A 21508-nucleotide genomic window follows, 5' to 3' on the forward strand; every position below is an offset into this window, starting at 1 on the left:
CCCCTCGCCAACCCTGGGTACATCTTCAGCACAGCCTTAATGAGGTCTGTCTTCACGCAGCGCCAACGGATGGCAATGAGTAATACGCACTTTATAGGAGAAGAGAAGACATGGCGACAGATTTAGAGAAGGAAGCCCTGCGCGCCGAGCGCAACGCGGCCCTGAATATCGCAGCCGACAGCACGATTGAACGCAACGCCGCGCTGAATGTAGCTGAGGACAGCGCCATCGAACGTAACGCCGCGCTCAACGTGGCCTCCGGCGCCGCGCTGGAGCGCGATGTCGCCCTGGCCGAACGCAACCGCGTCGCCGCCGAGCGCAACGCCGCCGTTGGCGAGCGTGACGCCGCGCAGCAGTACGCCGCCGTGGAGCGCGAGGAAGCTAAAAGCAGCTCCGCCGGCTTCTATATTTTGTTAGGAATTGTCGCGCTGACGCTCGTCATTCTGGCCGCCGTGCACTTCACGAGGCCAACGACGCCCGTGCAGCCCGATGTCGTCAACCGCACGACGATCCAGACAACGCCCAGCCAGGATCCCGCGCCCATCACCATGCCCAGCGGAACCAACGCGCCCGCCGCGCCGCCCACCACGATTGTCGTCCCGCAGCCGGCCCCCGCGCCGCCCGCGAACAACACCATCGTCGTGACGCCGCCCGCGCCGGCGGACACCCCGCCGCCGGCCGCGCCCGCAGCAGCGCCCGCGCCGGAAAATGCGGCGGGAACGTCCTCGACAACCACGACAACGGAATCGACGACCACCACCGCGCCCGCCGGCGATGGATCCAGCAGCACGACGACGACCAATCCGTAAACGACTCTCTCGATCCGACTCTCTTGATCCGATAAAAACAGCCTCAGGCGATTGCCCGAGGCTGTTTTTGTGACCGGCGTCGGGTATAAGATAATCATCATGATCACCGTCAACCAATGGAATGCGGGAAAACGACGATTGAGTGCGGGAAAACGAGCGGCGTATGCGCTGCTGCTGGCCGCTGTCTCTGATATCGTCCTCGCGACGATGGTTTTCGCATGGACTCAGATAACCTCCATAGGGATGTTGTCTGGCCCCTTCCACGCCAGCCCTCTTTCCGAGTTCATATTCGGCGCGCAACGCTGCGCGCTTCCGGCGCTAGTCTATGGAGCATCCATGAGCAGGATACTAGGAAACTTCTCTTATCGCACCATCGAGATCCACCTGCGAAGCGTCGCCATCAGCGCAATCCTATGGATCCTCGTCTCAGGGCTCCTCATTGCCGGCATGAGGGAGACATTTTCCCCCACAATGATATTGGCCACCCTGATCGGAGTTCTGCCCTTTTGCGTCGTCAATAGTCTCATTGGCGCCTCCGTGACGTCGCTCATTCAAAAGCGTCTTTAACAAAGGCGCTCCCCGCAATCACACTCTCGGTTATTCTCAGCTACCGATCTGTCGAACGAGGATACGGTTTTAAGTAGCCTATAACGCAAACAAGCCTCACAGCGTATGCTGTGAGGCTTGTTTGTTTCTGGTTCACATCTTTTGGATGTTTCTGTTTCATCACTGTTCGTGATTGATTATTAATCACTGTTCGTGATTGATTGTCATCACTTTCGTGATTGATGTTTTAATCTGGCGGCGTCCTATTTTCCCGGGCAGTTGCCCACCAAGTATCTTCGGCGCAGGAGAGCTTAACTTCCGTGTTCGGAATGGGAACGGGTGGACCCCTCCGCCATAGCCACCAGAAATCTGGAGGATCTAATGTCTTAGACCCAAATTGTGTTATCTTCTGTTCTTAGACAACTTCATATTGCGCGGTAAATTCACGTACTAATCTTTTATGATTGCATTGTGTGTTTTATTTTGTAGTTTATATCTACAAAATTTTATTGTAGTCTATTTGATCAAGCCCTCGACCGATTAGTACTGCTTAGCTGAACACCTCGCGGCGCTTACACTTGCAGCCTATCAACCCGGTAGTCTACCGGGGGTCTTACCAGCTTATGCTGTGGGAAGTCTTATCTTGAGGTGTACTTCGTACTTAGATGCTTTCAGCACTTATCACAACCAGACGTAGCTACCCAGCGTATGCTCCTGGCGGAACAACTGGTACACCAGAGGTCTGTCCATCCCGGTCCTCTCGTACTAGGGACAGCTCCCCTCAAACTTCCTGCGCCCGCAACGGATAGAGACCGAACTGTCTCACGACGTTCTGAACCCAGCTCGCGTACCGCTTTAATGGGCGAACAGCCCAACCCTTGGGACCTAATCCAGCCCCAGGATGCGACGAGCCGACATCGAGGTGCCAAACCTTGCCGTCGCTGTGAGCGCTTGGGCAAGATAAGCCTGTTATCCCCGGCGTAGCTTTTATCCGATAAGCCCTGGCGCGCCCACGCGCTACCAGAGGGTCACTAGGTCCTGCTTTCGCACCTGCTCGACCTGTTTGTCTCACAGTCAATTTCGCTTATGCCCTTATACTCTACAGCTGATTTCCAACCAGCCTGAGCGAAACTTGGAACGCCTCCGTTACATTTTGGGAGGCGACCGCCCCAGTCAAACTACCCGCCTGCTACGGTCTCTCAACCGGATCACGGTCAAGGTTAGTGCTCCAGCATAATCAGGGTGGTGTTCCATTGGCGCCCGAAGGCTCCCACCTACGCTCTACAAACTATGCCAAAACACAATAACAGGGTGTAGTAAAGCTGCACGGGGTCTTTTCGTCCTGTTGCGGGTAACCGGCATCTTCACCGGTACTACAATTTCACCGAGTCTCTCGTTGAGACAGTCGCTAAGTCGTTACACCTTTCGTGCAGGACGGAACTTACCCGTCTAGGAATTTCGCTACCTTAGGACCGTTATAGTTACGGCCGCCATTCACCAGGGCTTCAGTTCAAGGCTTTGGCTTGCGCCGAACCTCTCCCGTTAACCTTCTGGCATTGGGCAGGTGTCAGCCCCTATACCTAGGATTTCTCCTTAGCAGAGACCTGTGTTTTTGTTAAACAGTCGCTCAGCGCTTGTCACTGCGGCTCTCCTTGCGAAGAGCACCCCTTCTCCCGAAGTTACGGGGTCAATTTGCCTAGTTCCTTAACGAGAGTTATCTCGAACACCTTGGTATTCTCTACCTGCCTACCTGTGTCGGTTTACGGTACGGGCAGTATGACCATAAGTTTAGCGGCTTTTCTCGACGATCCGCCTCCCCACTTCGCTTCACCCGAAGGATCCACTCGTTCACTTCCTTCCGTTACGCTGGTAGATTTGCTTGCCAGCCAAGAGAGAAGTTTCACCCAAACAACCAACAGTTGGGCTGGAAAATAGGACCGTGTCCCCACATCACTGATCATACTGGTGCTGGAATATCAACCAGCTGTCCATCGGCTACGTCGTTCGACCTCGCCTTAGGCCCGACTAAACTTCAGAGGACGAGCCTTCCTGAAGAACCCTTGGGCTTTCGGTGGACGGGATTCTCACCCGTCTTCGCGCTACTTATGTCCGCATCCTCACTTGCATGCAGTCCACCACTGCTTACGCTATGGCTTCATCCCACATGCAACGCTCCTCTACCACTATGTTTACACATAGTCCATCGCTTCGGTGGCTGGCTTGAGCCCCCATACATTATCGGCGCAGAACGCCATTCGACCAGTAAGCTGTTACGCACTCTTTAAATGGTGGCTGCTTCTAAGCCAACATCCTGGTTGTCTATGGAATTCCACATCCTTTTACACTTAGCCAGCGCTTGGGGACCTTAGCGGATGGTCTGGGCTGTTTCCCTTTCGACAATGAAGCTTATCCCCCACTGTCTCACTGCTATGCTCTGATCTGCCGCCATTCGGAGTTTGGTAAGGTTCAGTAACCCGGTAAGGCCCCTAGCCTTTCCAGTGCTCTACCTGCGACAGAGAACGCATAACGCTGCACCTAAATGCATTTCGAGGAGAACCAGCTATCTCCGTGTTCGATTGGCATTTCACCCCTACCCACAGCTCATCCGAGCATTCTTCAACATACACCGGTTCGGTCCTCCACTCGGTCTTACCCGAGCTTCAACCTGGCCATGGGTAGATCACACGGTTTCGGGTCTAATCCCGGCAACTATGGCGCCCTATTCAGACTCGCTTTCGCTGCGCCTCCGTCTCTAAAAGACTTAAGCTAACGCTGCCGAGATTAACTCGCGGACTCATTCTGCAAAAGGCACGCAGTCACACGATTAATCGTGCTCCCACTGCTTGTAGGCGGCATGGTTTCAGGTTCTATTTCACTCCCCTCCCGGGGTTCTTTTCGCCTTTCCCTCACGGTACTAGTTCACTATCGGTGGCAAAGAGTATTTAGCCTTAGGAGGTGGTTCTCCCAGATTCCCGCAGAATTCCTCGTGCTCCGCGGTACTTGGGTGTCAAGCCAAGAAGTCCACTCCCTTTTGTCTACGGGGCTTTCACCCGCTGTGGCCGTCCTTCCCAGAACGTTCGACTAAAAAGTGGATTTTTTACTTCTTCTGAAGATCGGACGATCTCCAACGCTCGATCCCGCGACCCCCAATGCGCAACGCCGTCCGGCTATATTCACGCAGTGGGTTTAGGCTGATCCGTGTTCGCTCGCCGCTACTGACGGAATCACTGTTGTTTTCTCTTCCTTCGGGTACTTAGATGTTTCAGTTCTCCGAGTGCCCTCTACCCGCCCTATGTGTTCAGGCGGGAGTGCTATGCATCGCATAGCGGGTTTCCCCATTCGGATATCTCCGGATCATAGGATGCTTGCTCCTCCCCGAAGCGTTTCGCCGCTTGCTGCGTCCTTCATCGGCTCCTTGCCCCAAGGCATCCACCATGCGCCCTTTGTAGCTTGATCAAATAAACACAAAGTGTTCGCTAAGAGTACTATGCACAATGATAAATCAAAGTCATAGCCACTCAGCAAAATTGTACGCTATTTACCCACACACAACATGCTCTTGCACATGTCATGTGTATTCGTGATACGCAGTTTGAAAACGTATCACGCGCAATATGAAGTTGTCAAAGAACAGAAGAATGACCGATCACTTTGGATCGATCACTGTGCAGTCGCCCCATTCGATGATGGCTCACGACCGTATCGTCTTCTCTTGTGAAAGAAAAAACGATGCACATTGAAAACTAAATAGGAAATCGTGTCAACCTTTTCGTGACGAATAAGGAGTCATTCGAGAGAGATATACTAGATATCTGCTCTCTCAAGGGATAGATCGACCTGATAGAGCGCGCTTCGCTAAGCCTGCCAGTTCATTATACTTTCGTATTCTGAACGTCTTTGCTTAGACTAGCAGCAGCTCAATATCCTTAGAAAGGAGGTGATCCAGCCGCACCTTCCGATACGGCTACCTTGTTACGACTTAGTCCCCCTCGCTCCCCACACCTTAGACGACTCCTTCCTTGCGGTTAGGCCATCGGCTTCGGGTGCAGACAACTCAGGTGACTTGACGGGCAGTGTGTACAAGGCCCGGGAACGTATTCACCGCAGTTTAGCTGACCTGCGGTTACTAGCGATTCCGACTTCATGCAGGCGAGTTGCAGCCTGCAATCTGAACTGAGACTGTATTTTTGAGATTGGCTCCACCTCGCGGTCTTGCGTCCCTTTGTTAACAGCCATTGTAGCATGTGTCAAGCCCAGGATGTAAGGGCCATGCCGATTTGACGTCATCCCCACCTTCCTCCCGCTTACACGGGCAGTTCCCAAAGAGTTCCCGTCTTTCACGCTGGCAACATTGGGTGAGGGTTGCGCTCGTTGCGGGACTTAACCCAACATCTCACGACACGAGCTGACGACAACCATGCAACACCTGTCTTCTGGTCCTCTTGCGAGGAAAGCCCACTTTCATGGGATGTCCAGAGATGTCAAACCCTGGTAAGGTTCTTCGGTTAGTGACGAATTAATGCACATGCTCCACCGCTTGTGCGGGCCCCCGTCAATTCCTTTGAGTTTCAACCTTGCGGCCGTACTCCCCAGGCGGAGTGCTTATTGCGTTAGCTGCGGCACCAGGGGGGTCGATACCCCTGACACCTAGCACTCATCGTTTACGGCGTGGACTACCAGGGTATCTAATCCTGTTTGCTCCCCACGCTTTCGCGTCTCAGCGTCAGTTACAGGCCAGCGAGCTGCCTTCGCCATGGGTGTTCCGATCGATATCTACGCATTTCACCGCTACACCGACCATTCCACTCGCCTCTCCCGCACTCAAGGTCTCCAGTATGAAAGGCAGTGTCCGGGTTAAGCCCGAACCTTTCACCCCTCACTTAAAGACCCGCCTACACGCGCTTTACGCCCAGTAACTTCGGACAACGCTCGCCCCCTACGTATTACCGCGGCTGCTGGCACGTAGTTAGCCGGGGCTTATTCACCAGGTACCGTCATTTGTTTCTTCCCTGGTAAAAGGAGTTTACATCCCGAAAGATTTCATCCTCCACGCGACGTCGCTGCGTCAGGGTTGCCCCCATTGCGCAAGATTCCTAATTGCTGCCCCCCGTAGGAGTCTGGGCCGTATCTCAGTCCCAATCCGGCTGATCGTCCTCTCAGACCAGCTACCCGTCGAAGCCTTGGTAGGCCGTTACCCCACCAACTAGCTGATAGGCCGCGGGCCCATCTTGAAGTGCATAAAGCTTTGAACATTTCGTGATGCCACAAAAGTTCACATGCGGTATTAGCAACCCTTTCGGATTGTTGTCCCCCGCTTCAAGGCAGGTTGCCCACGTGTTACGCGACCGTTCGCCACTAGGTATTGCTACCCCGTTCGACTTGCATTTCTTAGGCACGTCGCAAGCGTTCGTCCTGAGCCAGGATCAAACTCTCCATGAATAATATTTAAAGACTGAAGCCGAAGCCCCAGATCCTAAAATCATGAGATGCGTTTGAGATACTATGGCCGGCTAGGTCCATAGTTCCAATAGTTTTGCTAAGTTTCCGCGAATATATGCTATAGTAAACTACACCAATATATCCATTATGCAGAAACCGCGGACTATCCCTGACCCCTTATTCGTTATTCGTTCCTCTCCAGAAGACTACAGAATTCTATAAATAGAAAGCCTTAGCCCTAGTATGAGGAGTACGCACTCAAAGGTTGTTGTTTACACGATTTCACTATTTAGTTATCAATGTGCATCGCCGTCCCGGACACTGCCCTATTCGGCACCCTGTCCAGGTTTCCAGAGTAAAGCTTGACAAATATCAAGATCAACCCCAGATTTCGAGCAATAAAAAACCACGCTACCCTGAGGATAGGCCTTGCGGTCATAGGTAAGAAAAGCGTGACTATAATTCAGATCGCTCTGAAATTCAGATTGCTCTGAAGTCAAACTCTGCTCACCCCCACTCGGTTACCCTTGCAGCGCGGAGGTTCGTTCTTGCTCTTATCGGCTCCGAAGTCTTCACTTTACTCTCGTAAAGTTCGCTCTTCGGCTGACTGACGAGGGATATTATACACTCGCTTTGCAGCGTTTGTCAACCCCTGATCAGAAATCTTTTCAAATCTTGTTTTCGAAGCTTGCGATTTTCATCCAGCAAACTCTCGATCGAAGCACTCTTCGCTTCTCGTCGCCAGCGACTTTGGCTGGGCGGCGAGGAGTAGTATACATTCTCGGAGGGAAGAAAGTCAACCCTTCGGGAAAAGTTTTTTCAACTTGTTTTTGCAGACTGGGGAATGTGCTTCGTGAAGCGATCATTGCTTCTCACCGTCAGCGACTTTGGCTGGGCGGCGAGGGATAGTATACGTCAACGACGAGGGCAAAGTCAATAGGCGGCGGAAATATTTTTATTGAGGCGCTATGCTCCTATGGCCTACCTGCCCCGGTCCTTGACCCGGTAGACGAACTTCAGCCCCGACCAGATCTCATCGACCGCGCACACCTTCACATCCACAAGCCCCAGGCGCAGGCCAATCTCACGGACATGGACGTCGCTCAGATCGGTGGCGATCTTGGAGGCGCGCTTCGGCCAGCTCACCCACAGCATCCCATTCGGCGTCAGCGCTCGCATCAAATCGGGGAAGCGCATTTCCAGCTCCGTGCTCTCCAGAGTAAAGAAGTGAACGAAGTCCAGAGGCCCCTCCCGCGGATCCGCGATCGTGATCGGCTGGGGCAATTCCCCCAAGAGAAGCTGGTAACCCTCGGGCGGATTGACAAACGCGACGCGCATTCCAGCCTTGACGCCTAATTTTTTCACGAGAGGAGTCTGAGAGTATCCGGCGCTCATCAACGGGCCTTTCCAGTTGTGGTTTCGCGCATATAGTGTACGCGCGCGTAAGAGTAGCCGATGTTTTCAAAACACTAGATTTACAAATTTACAGAATACTGTTATTTTGGAGTAAGCTCGGAAGTGTGGACCGGCGGCGCTTCGCGCATCAGCTTGGCGATCTCGCCCATGACTTCCTTGCCGATCAGCGTCAGGACATCCTTACCGGCTTCGGGGTGGGCTTCGATGATCTGCTGCGCGGTAATGGGTTTGCCGACGGTGAGGATGACGCGGGCGCGATGGATCTTGGAGGAGCCTTTGGGCAGGACCTTCTCCGTGCCTTCGACGGCGATGGGGATGATGGGCGCGCCGGTCTGCTTGGCGAGCAGGGCGAAGCCCTTTTCGGCGGGAAGCAGCGTCTTGCCGTCATCCGAGCGCGTGCCTTCGGGGAAGATGGTGAGGATGTGGCCGGCTTTCAAATGGTCGGCGGCGAAACGCAGGGCCGCGCGGTCGGCTTCGCCGCGCTTGACCGGAAAGGCGCCCAGGCCGCGAATGAAGCCGCCGAACTTCTTGCTCGCAAACAGCTCTTCCTTCGCCATGTAGAACTGCTGGCGCGGGGTGAGCAGGGTAAGGTAGGGGGGATCGATGTTCGCGCGGTGGTTGGGGGCCAGGATCACCGGTCCGGTTGACGGGATATTTTCGCGGCCCACGATCGTCGCACCGCCCAGCAGGGCGGTCACGATCTTCACCACGATGCGCGTGAAATAGTACAGCCATCCGAGCTGCTCGCTGCCGGGCCTCGGATTCATCGTCGCTCGCTCGCCTCGTCATGCCAGATCAGAATGCGATCCACGACTTCGTCGGCCGTATAAGGGTCGCTGTCGAGCACATGGGCGTCGGACGCCGCGACCATCGGGCTGACGTCCCGCGACGCATCGCGCTGGTCCCGCTCCTCGATCTGCCCCAGAAGCTCGTCGAACGACACTTCCAGCCCGCGCTCGGCCAGCTCCGCGCGCCGGCGCTCGGCCCGGCGATGCGCGGTCGCGGTCAGGAAGACTTTAATATCGGCGTCCGGCAGCACGACCGTGCCGATGTCGCGTCCCTCCATCACCACGCCGCCGAGCGCGCCGAGGCGCTGCTGCAAGGCGACCAGGCGACGGCGAACGGCGGGAATGGCGCTCAGAGGAGAAGTCAGGCTGCTGATCTCGGGCGTACGGATCTCATCGGTGATCTCGCGTCCATCCACAAAGACACGCGTGCCGCGATCGTCGGAATCGCCCGGCTCCAGATGGATATCCAGCCCCTCGGCGAGCGCCGAAATCGTCTCGGGATCGTCCGTCGGCGCCCCGCGATCCAGCGCCGCCCACGCCACCGCCCGGTACATCGCGCCGGTATCGATGTAAGTATAGCCCAGGCGCTGCGCCAGATGGCGCGCAACCGTGCTCTTGCCGGCGCCGGCCGGCCCATCGATGGCGATTGTGAGAAGACGCGGCGGCGCGGCGGTTTGCGGCGACGGGGGCGATTTGATCATGACTCTATTGTAACCGGGCGGGGTGGGGCGTGTCAAGAAAGTGGGAATACGGAGCGGCCCTCACCCGGCCCTTCGGGCCACCCTCTCCCAATCTTAGGAGAGGGTTAGGAGTAAGATTTTGGATCTTTGATCCAAAAACTCAAAACTCTGACTCCCCCTCTCCCAATTTTGGGAGAGCCGGGTACCCGCTTGCGGGTGGAGGGGAGTGAGGGCCATCCTCTACCGCGTTACCGTAAACCCGATCTCCGCCGCGAGGTCCAGCGTATTCGGCAGCCGGCCGCGCAGGGTGTAGCGACCGGGCGCCAGCGGGGTTCCGTCCTGGTTTTGCAGCGGGACGTCGTAACTGTAGGTGAGGCCGGTCTCAGTCAAAGTCCGCTTCATGACGAACATCGGGAACATACGCCCCTTTGCGTAGTCCCAGACGATGTTTCCTGAAGCGTCCGCCACCTGCCACTCGTACTGCTGGCCGCCGCCGGTGTAGGTGACGGGGGCTCCGGTATGGTTGAACACGGACAGGACGGCGTGGATATACGGCTTCGTCGCCGCCGCAGCCGAAGCGGGATATGCGGTCTGGTCGATGCCCAGGATCATTCCATAGGAGCCGCCGGAGCCGCTGACGGTGTGTGACTGCGCCATGGCGGAGGCGCCGGCGGGCGCGGAGGCTGGCTTGACTGTTTTTGGATGTCCCGCCGTCAGCACGGCGGCGGCGGCGAGAATTGCGATCTGTCCCATCGTACGCATGGCGTTTCCTCCTCTCCAATACTCGCCTTGACGACATGAAGGAACGAGATGTTCCCGGCGGCGGCGAGTATAATGAGGAAAAGACGACATCTCTTCCCGAACACACCGCCCGGCGGCCGCCGCTGGGATTGAGGCGATATGAGCACTTCTTCCTCTCCGATCACCGTCCCCGCGCTCGCCCGCAAAAAGAGCCGGGGCGAAAAAATCACGATGCTGACCGCGTACGATTACCCGACTGCGTTATTAGTCGACCGCGCGGGCGTCGATGTCGTCCTCGTCGGCGACTCCCTCGTCATGGAGGAGCTCGGCTACGACTCCACCGTCCCCGGCACCATGGAGATGATGCTCCACCACATCAAAGCCGTCCGGCGAGGCGTCGCCCACGCGCTGGTGGCCGGCGATCTTCCGTTCCTATCCTATCAGGTGAACGCCGATGAGGCCGTGCGCAACGCCGGGCGTTTATTGCAGGAGGGCGGGGCGAACGCCGTGAAGCTGGAGGGCGGGGTGGCGATCGCGCCGACGATCCGGCGGGTGGTGGACGCCGGTATTCCAGTCATCGGCCACATCGGCTTCACCCCGCAGAGCGTCAATCAGATCGGCCTGCAAAAGCAGGGGAAAGACGCCCAAGGCGCCGAGCAGGTGATGCAGGACGCGCGGGCCGTACAGGAGGCGGGCGCGTTCGCCATTGTCCTGGAGCTGATCCCGGACGATCTCGCCGCCCGCGTCACGGAAGAACTGGAGATCATTACCATCGGCATCGGCGCGGGACCGCGCTGCGACGGCCAGGTGCTTGTCACCAGCGACCTGCTCGGCATGCGTCCGGAGCGCGCCGCCTTCAAACACGTCCGGCAATACGCGCAGATCGGCGCGGAGATCGAACGGGCGCTCAGCGCCTACCGGGAAGATGTCGAAGCCGGACGATTCCCATAAGCAACTTTTCGCCGCACGCCGTGTCATATCCCATGCAGACCAAATTCGACGCCCCAGGCGTCCCTGGATTCGACGGAGGCTAACATGAACGACACACCCGTGAACCCGATTTCGGCCGACGACCGCACCAGCGCCATGCTCGCGCACCTGCTGGGTTTCTTCACAAGCTGGCTTGGGCCACTGATCGTGTACTTCATCAAGAAGGATAAATCGGACTTCGCCGCGTTCCACGCATTGCAGGCGCTGTTCTTCCAGATCGCGATCATGGTGCTCAGCTTCAGCGGCTTCGCCGTGCTGCACATCCTCGGATGGGGAGTCATCACGGTGCTCAACATCGTCTTCTGCCTCATCGCCGGCCTGGCGGCGAACCGAGGCGAATGGTACGAGATTCCCGTAATCGGCGAGTTCGCCCGCAAGCAAATCCATTGATCGTGGGAACGGTTCGCGGCGGGGTCCCGCCGCGAACCGGCTCAGCGGGTATAATACTGCCGAACCATGTGACCCAAGGAGCTTGAGACATGCCGAAATTGATACTGGTGCGCCACGGCGAATCGCAGTGGAACCTAGAGAACCGTTTTACCGGATGGGTGGACGTCCCGCTTTCGCCCAAAGGCGAGGAAGAGGCCCGGATCGCCGGCGAGCATATGCGCGACCTGCCGGTCGATAAGGTCTACACCTCCGTGCTGCAGCGCGCGATCAACACCTCGAAGATCGCCCTCGCCGCCGCCGGCAAGACCGAGGATCTGCCCACCGAGCGCGACGAAGCGCTGAACGAGCGCCACTACGGCGACCTTCAGGGTCTGAACAAGGCCGAGACGGCCGAGCAGTACGGCGACGAACAGGTGAAGATCTGGCGCCGCTCCTACGATGTTCCCCCGCCCGGAGAGAAGGGCGAATCCCTCAAGGACACCGCCGCGCGCACCCTCCCGTACTTCGAAGCGCATATCCTCCCCGACATCAAAGCCGGCAAGAACGTTCTGGTCGTCGCCCACGGCAACTCCCTGCGCTCCATCGTCATGGCGCTCGACAAGCTCACCAAGGAGCAGGTCCTGGAGCTGAACATCCCCACGGGCATCCCGCTGGTCTACGACCTCGACGACGCGGGCAACGTCCTGTCGCACGCGTACTTGTTCGAGCGGTAAGATAAAGGCCCTCACCCCCCAGCCCCCTCTCCCAAAATTGGGAGAGGGGGAGCAGGAGGTAATTGAGGGTATTCCAAATTTAAGATCCTTAAAATAATCCCTTCGGACTCCCCTTCTCCCAATTTTGGGAGAGGGGGCTGGGGGGGTGAGGGCCACCCGAACCATGCCGCCAACCACACTGACGTGTCCCATCGACAAACACACCCTCCTTACTGACCACACCCTCGAAAACGGACTCACGAGCCAATCCTGCGCCGCCTGCGGCGGTCAGTGGCTCTCTGCGGAGCGCTATTGGAGCTGGCGGCACGCCCATGGCGAGAACCTGCCGGAGCGGCCGGCGGATGAGTTGGAAACGCCGGCGGTTCCAGAGATCAGTAAGGGCAAGCTTTGTCCGCAGGACGGGCATATCTTGACGCCGTATCGCGTCGGCCATGGAGTGGGGTTCTCGCTGGACCACTGCGGCCATTGTGGCGGGATCTGGCTGGACGGCGGCGAGTGGGATGTGCTGAAGGCGCGTAATCTCCACGACGATATCCATTATGTCTTCTCCGATGTCTGGCAGTCGGACCTGAGGCGCAAGGAACGCGCCGAAGCGCTGGAGCAGATGTGGCTGGATAAGCTGGGCGAGGAAACGCTGGCGGAGGCGCGGCGGATCAAGATATGGATCGAAGGCCACCCCAAGCGGCATGAATTGATCGCCTTCCTCCTGCACTCAGGCGAAGGCGTTTAGACGAGGCGAGTATGGAAACAATCACGACAATCGCCGCGCTGCGGCAGGCATTGCGGCAGGCGCGACGCGAGGATCAGACGATCGGCCTCGTTCCCACGATGGGCGCGTTTCACGAGGGACATCTGACGCTGATGCGACGGGCGAAGGCCGAAAACGACATCGTCGTGGCGACGCTCTTTGTGAACCCGGCCCAGTTCAACGATCCCGAAGATTTTGAAAAATACCCGCGCGACGACGAACGCGACGCGGCCCTCGCCGCCGCCGAAGGCGTGGATTATCTCTTCACGCCCGCTCCCGCCGAGGTCTACCCCAAGGAGTTCGACACCGTCGTGGTCGTCCGCGCCCTGTCTGAACGCCTGGAAGGCGCCTCGCGTCCCGGCCATTTTAACGGCGTCTCCACCGTCGTCGCGAAGCTGCTGAACATCGCCGGCGCAGACCGCGCTTACTTCGGCGAAAAAGACTGGCAGCAGCTCCAGCTCGTGAAGCGCATGGCCGCCGACCTGGACATCCCCACGGAGATCGTCAGCGTCCCCACTGTGCGCGAACCCGACGGCCTTGCCCTCAGCTCCCGCAATGTCCGTCTGACTCCCGATCAGCGCAAAGCCGCCAAGGTCCTCTCCAGCGCCCTGTCCGACACCCAGGCCATCGCCGATACCGGCGTGCAGGACGCCTACCAGCTCGCCGCCTGGCTGCGCCAAACGATCGAAGTCCAGCCCGGCGCCAAGATCGACTACGCCGTCGTCGTCGACCCCGAAACGCTGCAAGAGATAGACACCATCGAAAACGGCGCCCTCGCCGCCGTCGCCGCCACGTTTGGAAAAGTCCGGTTGATCGACAACCGCCTGCTCAACCCGCCGATCGGTCCGGGCCTGCGGCGGTAGGGTCGGCCCCCGATCCCAGAATTGGGTTCCTGTTCTCTGTACCGGCCATTATGCATTTTGACAATTAAATGGCGCAACCGGTCGACGTCAGAAGGCCGGCGAATAAATTCGCGCCTAAAAGTACGCTCACCCGCCTGCGCGGGTTCAGATCTTTATGCCGAAGGCATATTTCTATGCCGTAGGCTCCAAAGTCCGCGAAGGCGGACGGCCGTACTTTTAGGCGCGAATTTATTCGCCGGCCTTACTACGAAATCCGCCAAAGTTTTGCGTCATTAAATCGGCAAAATACATTATGGCCGGTGCAGAGATTTAACACGACGCTATCTTCAAGAAACGCCTTCAGCAATCGGCGGCGCTTCCTGCGGGTCCGCGCTGTCTTCTGGGGCGCTCTCCCCGGCGAACTGCGCGGCGTACAGTTTTGCGTAGGCTCCGTTGCGCTCCAGGAGTTCGGTATGGGTTCCGCGCTCGACAATGCGGCCGTGCTCGATGACCAGAATGACGTCGGCGGAGAGAATGGTTGAGAGGCGGTGCGCGATGGCGAAGGTGGTGCGGCCGACGGAGAGGCGCGTAAACGCTTCCTGAATTAGCCGCTCGGAGCGCGTGTCGAGCGCGCTGGTCGCTTCATCCAAAATCAGAATGCGCGGGTTCTTGAGAATGGCGCGGGCGATGGCGATCCGCTGCTTCTCGCCGCCGGAAAGCTTGTACCCGCGCTCGCCCACCACCGTGTCGTAACCTTCCGGCAGACTGGCGATGTGGTCGTGAATGGCCGCGGATTTCGCCGCCTCGATTAGCTGGTCGTCCGTGGCTGCGGGGTTCCCATATCTGAGGTTTTCTCGAATGGTGTTGTGCACCAGGTAAGTCTCCTGCGTCACCACGCCGACCAGCCGGCCCAGAGACTGGAGCTTGATGTCTTTCACATCGATCCCGTCGATCGTGACTCTGCCGGAGTCCGCGTCGTAGAGACGAGGCAGAAGATAGGTAAGGGTCGTCTTGCCCGCTCCGGAAGGCCCCACCAGCGCAATGAGCTGGCCGGGCTCGGCCTGGAAAGTGACATGATCGAGCGTGGGCGATTCCTGCGCGGAGTCGTATCGGAAGCTCACATCCTCCATCGCGACGGCGCCGCGAACGGCGGAGGGTTCGAGGGAGACGGCGTTGGGCGCATCCTCGATATCCTGCTTCAGGTCAAGGTATTCGAAGATACGGTCAAACATCGCGAACGAGCTCGTGACGTCGGCCTGGACGCTGAGCAGGTTGGTGAGCGGGAACAAAAGCGCGGACTGAAGCGCGGTGAACCCGACGATGGTTCCGATGGTCAGGCTGCGGTCGTGCTGCGCGACGACCAGAAAGCCAGCGAGCCAATAGACCAGAATGGGCGTGATGGAAAAGGTCAGACGGATCATGTTGAAGAAGTAGCGCATGATCATGGCGGACTGGATCTGCGTGACGGCAAGCGCTTCGTTCTCCACGGCAAAACGATCCGCCGCGATCTCCTGCCGGCCGGAGGTCTTGGTCAGGAGCACGCCGGAGACCGAGAGGGTCTCCTGCAATGTGGCGGAAATCGCCGCGTTCTGTTCGGCGGAGCGTTTGCGAACCACACCCGCGTAATCGCCGACGCGTGAGGCGAGGTAGGCGAATAACGGCATCGCCGCCACCGAAAGCAGCGTGAGGCGCCAGTCGAAGAGGAACATCGCAATCAGCGTCGAGAGAACCGTCGTGACGTTGAAAAGAACCGTCGCCACTGTGTCGGAAAGAACGCTCGCGACATTGGTGAAATCGTTGGTCAGACGCGACTGGATCTCGCCGGCGCGCGTCGCGGTGAAGAACCGCAGCGACATTCCCAGCAGATGATGGAAAAGACGCGCGCGCAGATCGCGCAGGATATGCTGCCCCACCAGAACCGAGAAATACCCGTAGGCCAGTGAAAATCCGGTGGCGAATACGGTGGCGATCAAAGTCAACAGGGAGTAGTGGATCACCACGCCCATATCGTGGACCTGCAAACCCTTGTCGATGATGCGCCTCAGCGCGAACGGCGTCACCAGCCCAAACGCCGCCGACACAAAAACACAGCCGGCAATCAGCGCCAGCTGGCCCGCGTACGGCGCAAACGTCTGGGCGACCCGCCGAACGGTATTCGCCGTAAGCGGCTTTTTCTGACCGCCATTCCCGCCTCTTCCGCCCATACGCATTGTCATTCTGGTCGCTTCCTCCCTGGAAGTCTCTTTAACTTGAGCGCGAAGCTACTGCGCCGTCTTCCGCCAAGTCCCGATCCAGGTGGCGGCGGCGATGAACACCGCGAAGATGACGATCCCGCCGGGAAGCAGACTAGGGGAAACGGACTTGGCGTCGCCAAAGGTCGCGGCGATGCAGACGGCGGCGACGAGTGCGACGAGGACGCCGTTGAAGATGGCGGCGCGGCGGGTGTTGCGGGCGGCGCTCTGGCTGACCAGGATCGTGAGCAACGGGAAGCCGATCACCCCGACCAGCGGGCCGGGCGAGCTGGTGACGAGCCAGAGCAGCGCGGAGCCGGCGGCGAGGAGCAGGCAGAGTCCGACCCAGTTGGAGGCGGCGATCTGGTTGCGAGTCAGAGCGACGCGGCCGAGCGGATCGAGTCGGAGCAGGAGATCGAACATGGGCTGCGCGGTCCAGCTCAAAAAGACGAACAGGACGTAGAGGACGATCACGGGAAGAAACAAAGGGCGGAGGTGCGGATTCGAGGCGGCGAGGGCCTGCGCGCCGCGCGCAACCAGCCAGAAGCCGATCAAAATCCCACGACGGACATTGGTGCTGAAGCGGCCGATCCAGAGAAAGTAGCCCAGGATGACCCGGTACAGCCAGTACTTCGCCCGCAGCGCCTCCACCATCCCCTGCCGCGCCGCCGCGCTTTCGGGCTTCAGACGCAGGGCCTCACGGAAATGCGACAGCGCCTGCGCCGAATCCTTGCGCTCCAGGCAGACCCACCCCTGCTGCGTGTGGCTATGGTGGTTCTCCGGATCGCGGGCGAGCACGGCGCGCAGCGCGAGTTCGGCTTCATCGCGCCGCCCCTGATGGCGCAGCGCCATCGCGCGCAGCTGGGCGCAGGCGATGTGATCGGATTCCAAAGCCAGCCCTGTCTCCGCCGCCTCCAGCGCCGACGCCCAGCGTTTTCGCCGGATATGGATCTGGCCGAGACGCGCGTAGAGATCGGGATCGTCGGGGCTCAGGCGCAGCGCCTCGCCGATCGAGCGCTCGGCCTCGGTCAGCTTGCCCTGGTCCTCCATAATACAGGCCAGCACATAGTGGGTATAGGGGATATCCGGGCCGAAATGCACCGCCTGCCGCGCCGCGTCGGCCGCTTCCGCCGGGCGGTCGAGGCCGCCAAGCGCCAGGGCGCGGAAACCATGCGCGACCGGATCGTGCGGATCCATCGCGAGGGCGGCGTGGATTTCGCTCAGGGCGTTCTCACTGCGGGATTGCTGAAGAAAGAGCTGAGCGCGGCGCAGGTGTGGGTTCATGGACGGCGGCGCTCCTACATCATCCGCCGCGCGCGCAGATATTCGAGCAGATCGTCGTAAACCCCGCCTTCGTTGGCGAACAGGGCGTAGTTCTTGGCGGTGTCGAACCAGGGGCGAACGCTCGCCCGGACTTCTTTCATGGCGCGCTTGAAATCTTCCATGCGAATCGGGCGCGCGCTGCCCTGCGCGAGCGAGTCTTCCATCGCCAGCTCCGAGGCGGATTCGCAGAGGTGGGAAACATCGGCGCCGGAAAAGTCCTCGGTCTTGCTCGCGATCCAGGCGTAGTCGATCTTCTCCGTCGGCCGGTTCTGCATGCGGGCGCGCAGGATCGCCTCGCGCGCGGCGGCGTCGGGCGGCAGGACAAGCAGGGTGCGGTCGAGGCGTCCGGGGCGGCGCAGCGCGACATCCACATCCCAGGGATGGTTCGTCGCGGCCAATACGAAGACGCCGTCGTTGGCGTCGCCCACGCCGTCCATCTCGGCGAGCAGCTGATTGATCACGCCCCGGCCCGCCGACTCGCGCGACAGGCTGCGCTTGCGTCCCAGCGCGTCGATCTCGTCGAAGAACAGCACGCATGGCTTCTGCCGCCGCGCCGTTTCGAAGATCTCATGCAGATTCTTCTCGCTCTGACCCAGCCACATATCCACGACATCGGTCAGGCCGACGGTCAGGAACTTCGCGCCCAGTTCGCCGGCGGCGGCGCGGGCGATAAACGTCTTGCCGCACCCCGGAGGGCCGTAAAGCAAAAGCCCGCCGCGCAGCGACTTGCCGTAGAGACGCATCATGTCGGGGTTGCGCATCGGGGTCAAAAAAGCGATGTTCAGACGGCGCTTGACCTCGGCCATGCCCGCCACATCCTTCAAAGTCGTCTCCGGCTTCTCGGTTTCCCACGCCTCGGGTTCCGGCTCGCGTTCTTCCTCGGCCAAAGGAACGCGCATGCCTTCTTCATCGATCCGCACGCGCGGAGGCTCGCCGGGAGTGTTGTCAAGGGTTTCGGACGGAACGTAATCCTCGATCAGACTCTTCGCGCGGTTCCAGGAAAGCGACTCATGGAGACGCCGATATCCATGGGCCCGCAGCGTATCCCCGCTCTGCTCCGCCGCCAGCGCGGCTTTCTCCAATGCGTCCAGATGGTCCGGCTGATTGGCGAGAACGGCGGCGCACTGCGCCAGCGCGTCCTCCGGACGCCCGGCCTCCAGCAGGAGAGACGCCAGATGCAAACGCAGGGCGACATTCCCCGGTTCGTTGTCAACAGCGGTTTGGATAGCGGCGATGATGCTCGGGTCCATGGATCGGTTCCTTGTCTTTCAGAGAACTGATGGAGCGCAGCGAAGGCGAAGATGCTCTCGCACGGATTGTACCTCCAGTTGCGCCGTGGAGAGACATCTTTTGGTTTCAGTTCGCTGTCAAATAAGAAGAACCAGGATCCAAACCAGTCTATTTCCCCGGCGCGGGGTCCGCATAGAGCGCTCCGCGCCCGTTGCTGCCCATATAAACACGCCCGTAGACGCGCGGGTCGCCGGTGACCGACTGGCCGCTGAAGCCGTACTGATGCGCGTCGTCGTTGATACGCACCCAGGTCTTGCCGGCGTCGTCGGAGCGGAACACGCCCGACGCGCCTTCCTGGGTCTCGCCGGTGAGGTAAATGGCGGGATAGTCGCGGCCGGGCGCCGCCTTCCCGAAACCGATCTTCTGGGCGTTGGGGACGCGGCCCACGGGAGCAAAGCCGGCGCCGCCATCGGTCGAATGATAAACGCCGCTGTTTCCGGCGGTCACCCACAGATCGCCCTTGCGTCCCGGAGCCGCGCGCAGCTGCGCGGCGCCTTGCGGCGGAGACCCGGCGGACGGCGCAAACGATGCGCCGCCATCCGTGCTGACGAAGAGATGAGCGTCGTCCATGGCGTAAAACGTGTCCGAGTCAACGCGGTCGGCGATAACCTTCACCTTATCCGCCGCCAATCCGGCGGATGTTTTCCAGGTCGCCCCAAGATCTTGAGAGTAGGCCGGCGCGGCGCCTTCAGAGGCCCAGACAAACGTCTTGCCGTCGGCGGAGACCGCGACGGAGCCGGACCCGCGCGTTCCCGCAGGCTCGGAGGCGAAGGGCGTCCAGGTCGCGCCGGCGTCGGTCGAGTAGGCGCCCCGTTTGGCGCCGCCGTCGACGCGGCCGACGCGAGCGACGATGTTCGGGGCCGACGCGGCGTAGTCGATGCTTGAGGTCGTGGTGAAGATCGGATTGCTCATCATCCCCGAACGCGGCGAAACGGCAAAGTCGTCATGCCGAAAGCCGCCGATATCGCCCAGGGCGCTCAGCAGATGCGCGCCCACCGGCGGACTGACAAGATCATTGACCGCCGTCTCCTCCAGGCCCGCCGCGCGCACGGACCAGTGGGTGACGCCGCTGTTGTCCGTATCGTCGCTGCCCCAGATCGTCGCGCCGGTGCCGTACATCACATGCCCCGGATGGAACGGATCGAGCGCCAGGGCGCCGATCCACCAGCCCAGCGACGCGCTGGGCTTACCCCAGGTCAGATAGGGTGTCAGCGACCAATCCCGCTTTGTCTTCGGGCCAAGATCCGTCCAGTGCGCGCCGCCATCGGTGGTCCGAAAGAGCGTGTCGCCGCCGCTCCAGTGGTCCATCGTCGAAACCAGGGCGACGCCGGGATGGCGCGCGTCCACCGCCAGCCCCGCATAACCAAATCCCGGCGCTCCGCCCGTGTTCGGCTTCTGCGGCGTGATATCCGTCCAGGCGTTTGTCTTCGTATCGAGCTTCCAAACCGCGCCGTCGCCGACATCATTGGGGCCAGGGGCGCTGCTATAAGTCAAATAAAGCGCGCCCTGCGCGTCCATCTCGCCGTGATGCGGCAGCAAGCCCTGCGGCTGCCCGGCGACGGCCGTCCATGTCGCGCCGGCATCCGCGCTTCGATATAATCCCGGTCCATTTTTCTGGGAAACGCCGACATAGATTGTGGGCGTCGGAGCGCCCGCCGCGCCGCTCGCGCGGTCGAACACAACAAAGACCACGCCGACGCCGTTCGTGCGTCCCGTCACCGGAAAGCTCTCGACCTTCGCCCAGGTCGCGCCGTAATCCGCGCTCTTCCAGAGGCCGTCATTGCGCGATCCCATGTACAAAACGCCGTTCTTATGGGAATCCACCATCAAGCGCTCGCCGGCCGAGCGGCCGTCTTCATTGCCGCCCATCTTGAACGCCATATCCGTACGCCGCCATGTGCGGCCGCCATCGGACGAGCGCATGATCGCGCCGTTTCCCGCCCAGCCTTGCGTGTAAGTTCCCAGAGCCAGGTAAAGACGCTTCGGATCGGTCGGGTCCATCCCGATACTCTCGCAGCCGAGCAGATTCCCGTCCTTGCCGCCCGCCCAGTCGTTGAGCGGAACCCACCGCGCCGACGCCTTGTCCCATCGATAAGCGCCACCGATATCCGTGCGCGCGTACGCCAATCCTTCCTGCATGGGATGGAACAGCAGCGCATCCACAAACCCGCCGGCGATGATCGCGACGTTCCGCCACTGGTACGGCTGCGAGGGAATCGCGGCTTGAGGCAACGGAGCCGGGGTCGGCGACGCCGCCATGACTTTGACCGGAGCCGTAACCCTGGGCTCGGCGGCGCAGGAGGAGACGAGCCCACCGAGCAGCATAACGCTCACGAGCGCGCCGGCGCGGGGACAGGATGCGAGGAGAGGATTATTTCTTGTGGTCATGGTTTTCCTTGTGGATGGTCAATTGAGTTTATCGCAGTCGCCTACTCACACGCTCCCCGGTTATGAAACCCGGGTCTTGGGAGCGGCAAGAGCCGCTAACCGTCCGTTCCGGACGGAGGAAACTGTCATCGAAAGCAGGCATTTGCGTCCGGCACGCGGGTACCCTTTGGGTGG

At 59.8% G+C, this 21508-nt stretch carries 15 protein-coding genes and 3 rRNA genes; 7 read left to right on the forward strand and 11 right to left on the reverse strand.

The window, feature by feature from the left end; genetic code table 11:
• Positions 1 to 110 precede the first annotated feature (110 nt).
• A complete protein-coding gene (locus D5261_RS06620) occupies positions 111 to 809 on the forward strand; it encodes a hypothetical protein (protein ID WP_119324327.1) in 699 nt (232 codons plus the stop codon).
• A 99-nt stretch (positions 810 to 908) separates the two neighbouring features.
• On the forward strand, positions 909 to 1376 hold the full coding sequence (locus D5261_RS06625) for a hypothetical protein (protein WP_125206287.1): 468 nt from the start codon (positions 909 to 911) through the stop codon (positions 1374 to 1376).
• 229 nt (positions 1377 to 1605) lie between these two features.
• On the opposite strand, the gene rrf is transcribed toward D5261_RS06625, so the two are convergent.
• The 7 genes from rrf to D5261_RS06660 all read right to left on the reverse strand — a co-directional run bounded on the left by rrf (position 1606) and on the right by D5261_RS06660 (position 10440).
• A 5S ribosomal RNA gene (rrf, locus tag D5261_RS06630) occupies positions 1606 to 1721 on the reverse strand.
• Between the two features lie 154 nt (positions 1722 to 1875).
• A 23S ribosomal RNA gene (locus tag D5261_RS06635) occupies positions 1876 to 4811 on the reverse strand.
• Positions 4812 to 5285: 474 nt separating this feature from the next.
• A 16S ribosomal RNA gene (locus D5261_RS06640) occupies positions 5286 to 6794 on the reverse strand.
• The 16S, 23S and 5S rRNA genes sit together here, the layout of an rRNA operon.
• A gap of 981 nt (positions 6795 to 7775) precedes the next feature.
• Complete coding sequence (locus tag D5261_RS06645; RefSeq protein WP_119324493.1) at positions 7776 to 8189, reverse strand: DUF3052 domain-containing protein; 414 nt, start codon at positions 8187 to 8189, stop codon at positions 7776 to 7778.
• 101 nt (positions 8190 to 8290) lie between these two features.
• Positions 8291 to 8977 carry a lysophospholipid acyltransferase family protein gene (locus D5261_RS06650; RefSeq protein WP_119324492.1) on the reverse strand — a complete coding sequence of 229 codons (687 nt, stop codon included), beginning with the start codon at positions 8975 to 8977 and terminating at the stop codon, positions 8291 to 8293.
• Positions 8974 to 9699, reverse strand: coding sequence for a (d)CMP kinase (gene cmk / locus D5261_RS06655; protein WP_119324491.1), 726 nt, complete (start codon positions 9697 to 9699; stop codon positions 8974 to 8976). Before cmk ends, D5261_RS06650 begins: the two co-directional genes overlap by 4 nt.
• A 219-nt stretch (positions 9700 to 9918) precedes the next feature.
• Entirely contained in the window at positions 9919 to 10440 is a 522-nt protein-coding gene (locus D5261_RS06660) for a BsuPI-related putative proteinase inhibitor (protein WP_165864599.1), read from the reverse strand.
• 138 nt (positions 10441 to 10578) lie between these two features.
• Between D5261_RS06660 and panB the strand changes: the two genes are divergently transcribed.
• The 5 genes from panB (at position 10579) to panC (ending at position 14123) form a co-directional block, all read left to right on the forward strand.
• Positions 10579 to 11370, forward strand: coding sequence for a 3-methyl-2-oxobutanoate hydroxymethyltransferase (gene panB / locus D5261_RS06665; protein WP_119324489.1), 792 nt, complete (start codon positions 10579 to 10581; stop codon positions 11368 to 11370).
• An 84-nt stretch (positions 11371 to 11454) separates the two neighbouring features.
• Positions 11455 to 11799 (forward strand): DUF4870 domain-containing protein, encoded by a 345-nt coding sequence (locus tag D5261_RS06670; RefSeq protein WP_119324488.1) that lies wholly within the window; start codon positions 11455 to 11457, stop codon positions 11797 to 11799.
• Positions 11800 to 11888: 89 nt separating this feature from the next.
• Positions 11889 to 12512, forward strand: a complete 624-nt coding sequence (locus D5261_RS06675; RefSeq protein ID WP_119324487.1) for a 2,3-bisphosphoglycerate-dependent phosphoglycerate mutase — start codon at positions 11889 to 11891, stop codon at positions 12510 to 12512.
• 163 nt (positions 12513 to 12675) lie between these two features.
• The gene (locus tag D5261_RS06680; protein WP_119324486.1) at positions 12676 to 13242 is read left to right on the forward strand and encodes a TFIIB-type zinc ribbon-containing protein; all 567 of its coding nucleotides are present in this window, start codon (positions 12676 to 12678) and stop codon (positions 13240 to 13242) included.
• A gap of 11 nt (positions 13243 to 13253) precedes the next feature.
• Positions 13254 to 14123, forward strand: coding sequence for a pantoate--beta-alanine ligase (gene panC / locus D5261_RS06685; protein ID WP_119324485.1), 870 nt, complete (start codon positions 13254 to 13256; stop codon positions 14121 to 14123).
• Positions 14124 to 14449: 326 nt separating this feature from the next.
• Here the strand turns inward: panC and D5261_RS06690 are convergent, their stop codons facing one another.
• From D5261_RS06690 to D5261_RS06705, 4 genes are all read right to left on the reverse strand, one after another.
• On the reverse strand, positions 14450 to 16318 hold the full coding sequence (locus tag D5261_RS06690; protein ID WP_218025753.1) for an ABC transporter ATP-binding protein: 1869 nt from the start codon (positions 16316 to 16318) through the stop codon (positions 14450 to 14452).
• Between the two features lie 45 nt (positions 16319 to 16363).
• Positions 16364 to 17617, reverse strand: a complete 1254-nt coding sequence (locus tag D5261_RS06695; RefSeq protein WP_119324484.1) for a tetratricopeptide repeat protein — start codon at positions 17615 to 17617, stop codon at positions 16364 to 16366.
• A 14-nt stretch (positions 17618 to 17631) separates the two neighbouring features.
• On the reverse strand, positions 17632 to 18906 hold the full coding sequence (locus D5261_RS06700) for an ATP-binding protein (RefSeq protein WP_119324483.1): 1275 nt from the start codon (positions 18904 to 18906) through the stop codon (positions 17632 to 17634).
• 148 nt (positions 18907 to 19054) lie between these two features.
• Positions 19055 to 21334, reverse strand: coding sequence for a WD40/YVTN/BNR-like repeat-containing protein (locus tag D5261_RS06705; RefSeq protein ID WP_119324482.1), 2280 nt, complete (start codon positions 21332 to 21334; stop codon positions 19055 to 19057).
• Positions 21335 to 21508: the final 174 nt, after the last annotated feature.

This window comes from Capsulimonas corticalis (genome assembly GCF_003574315.2).
In the GTDB taxonomy this organism is placed as follows: Bacteria; Armatimonadota; Armatimonadia; order Armatimonadales; family Capsulimonadaceae; genus Capsulimonas; species Capsulimonas corticalis.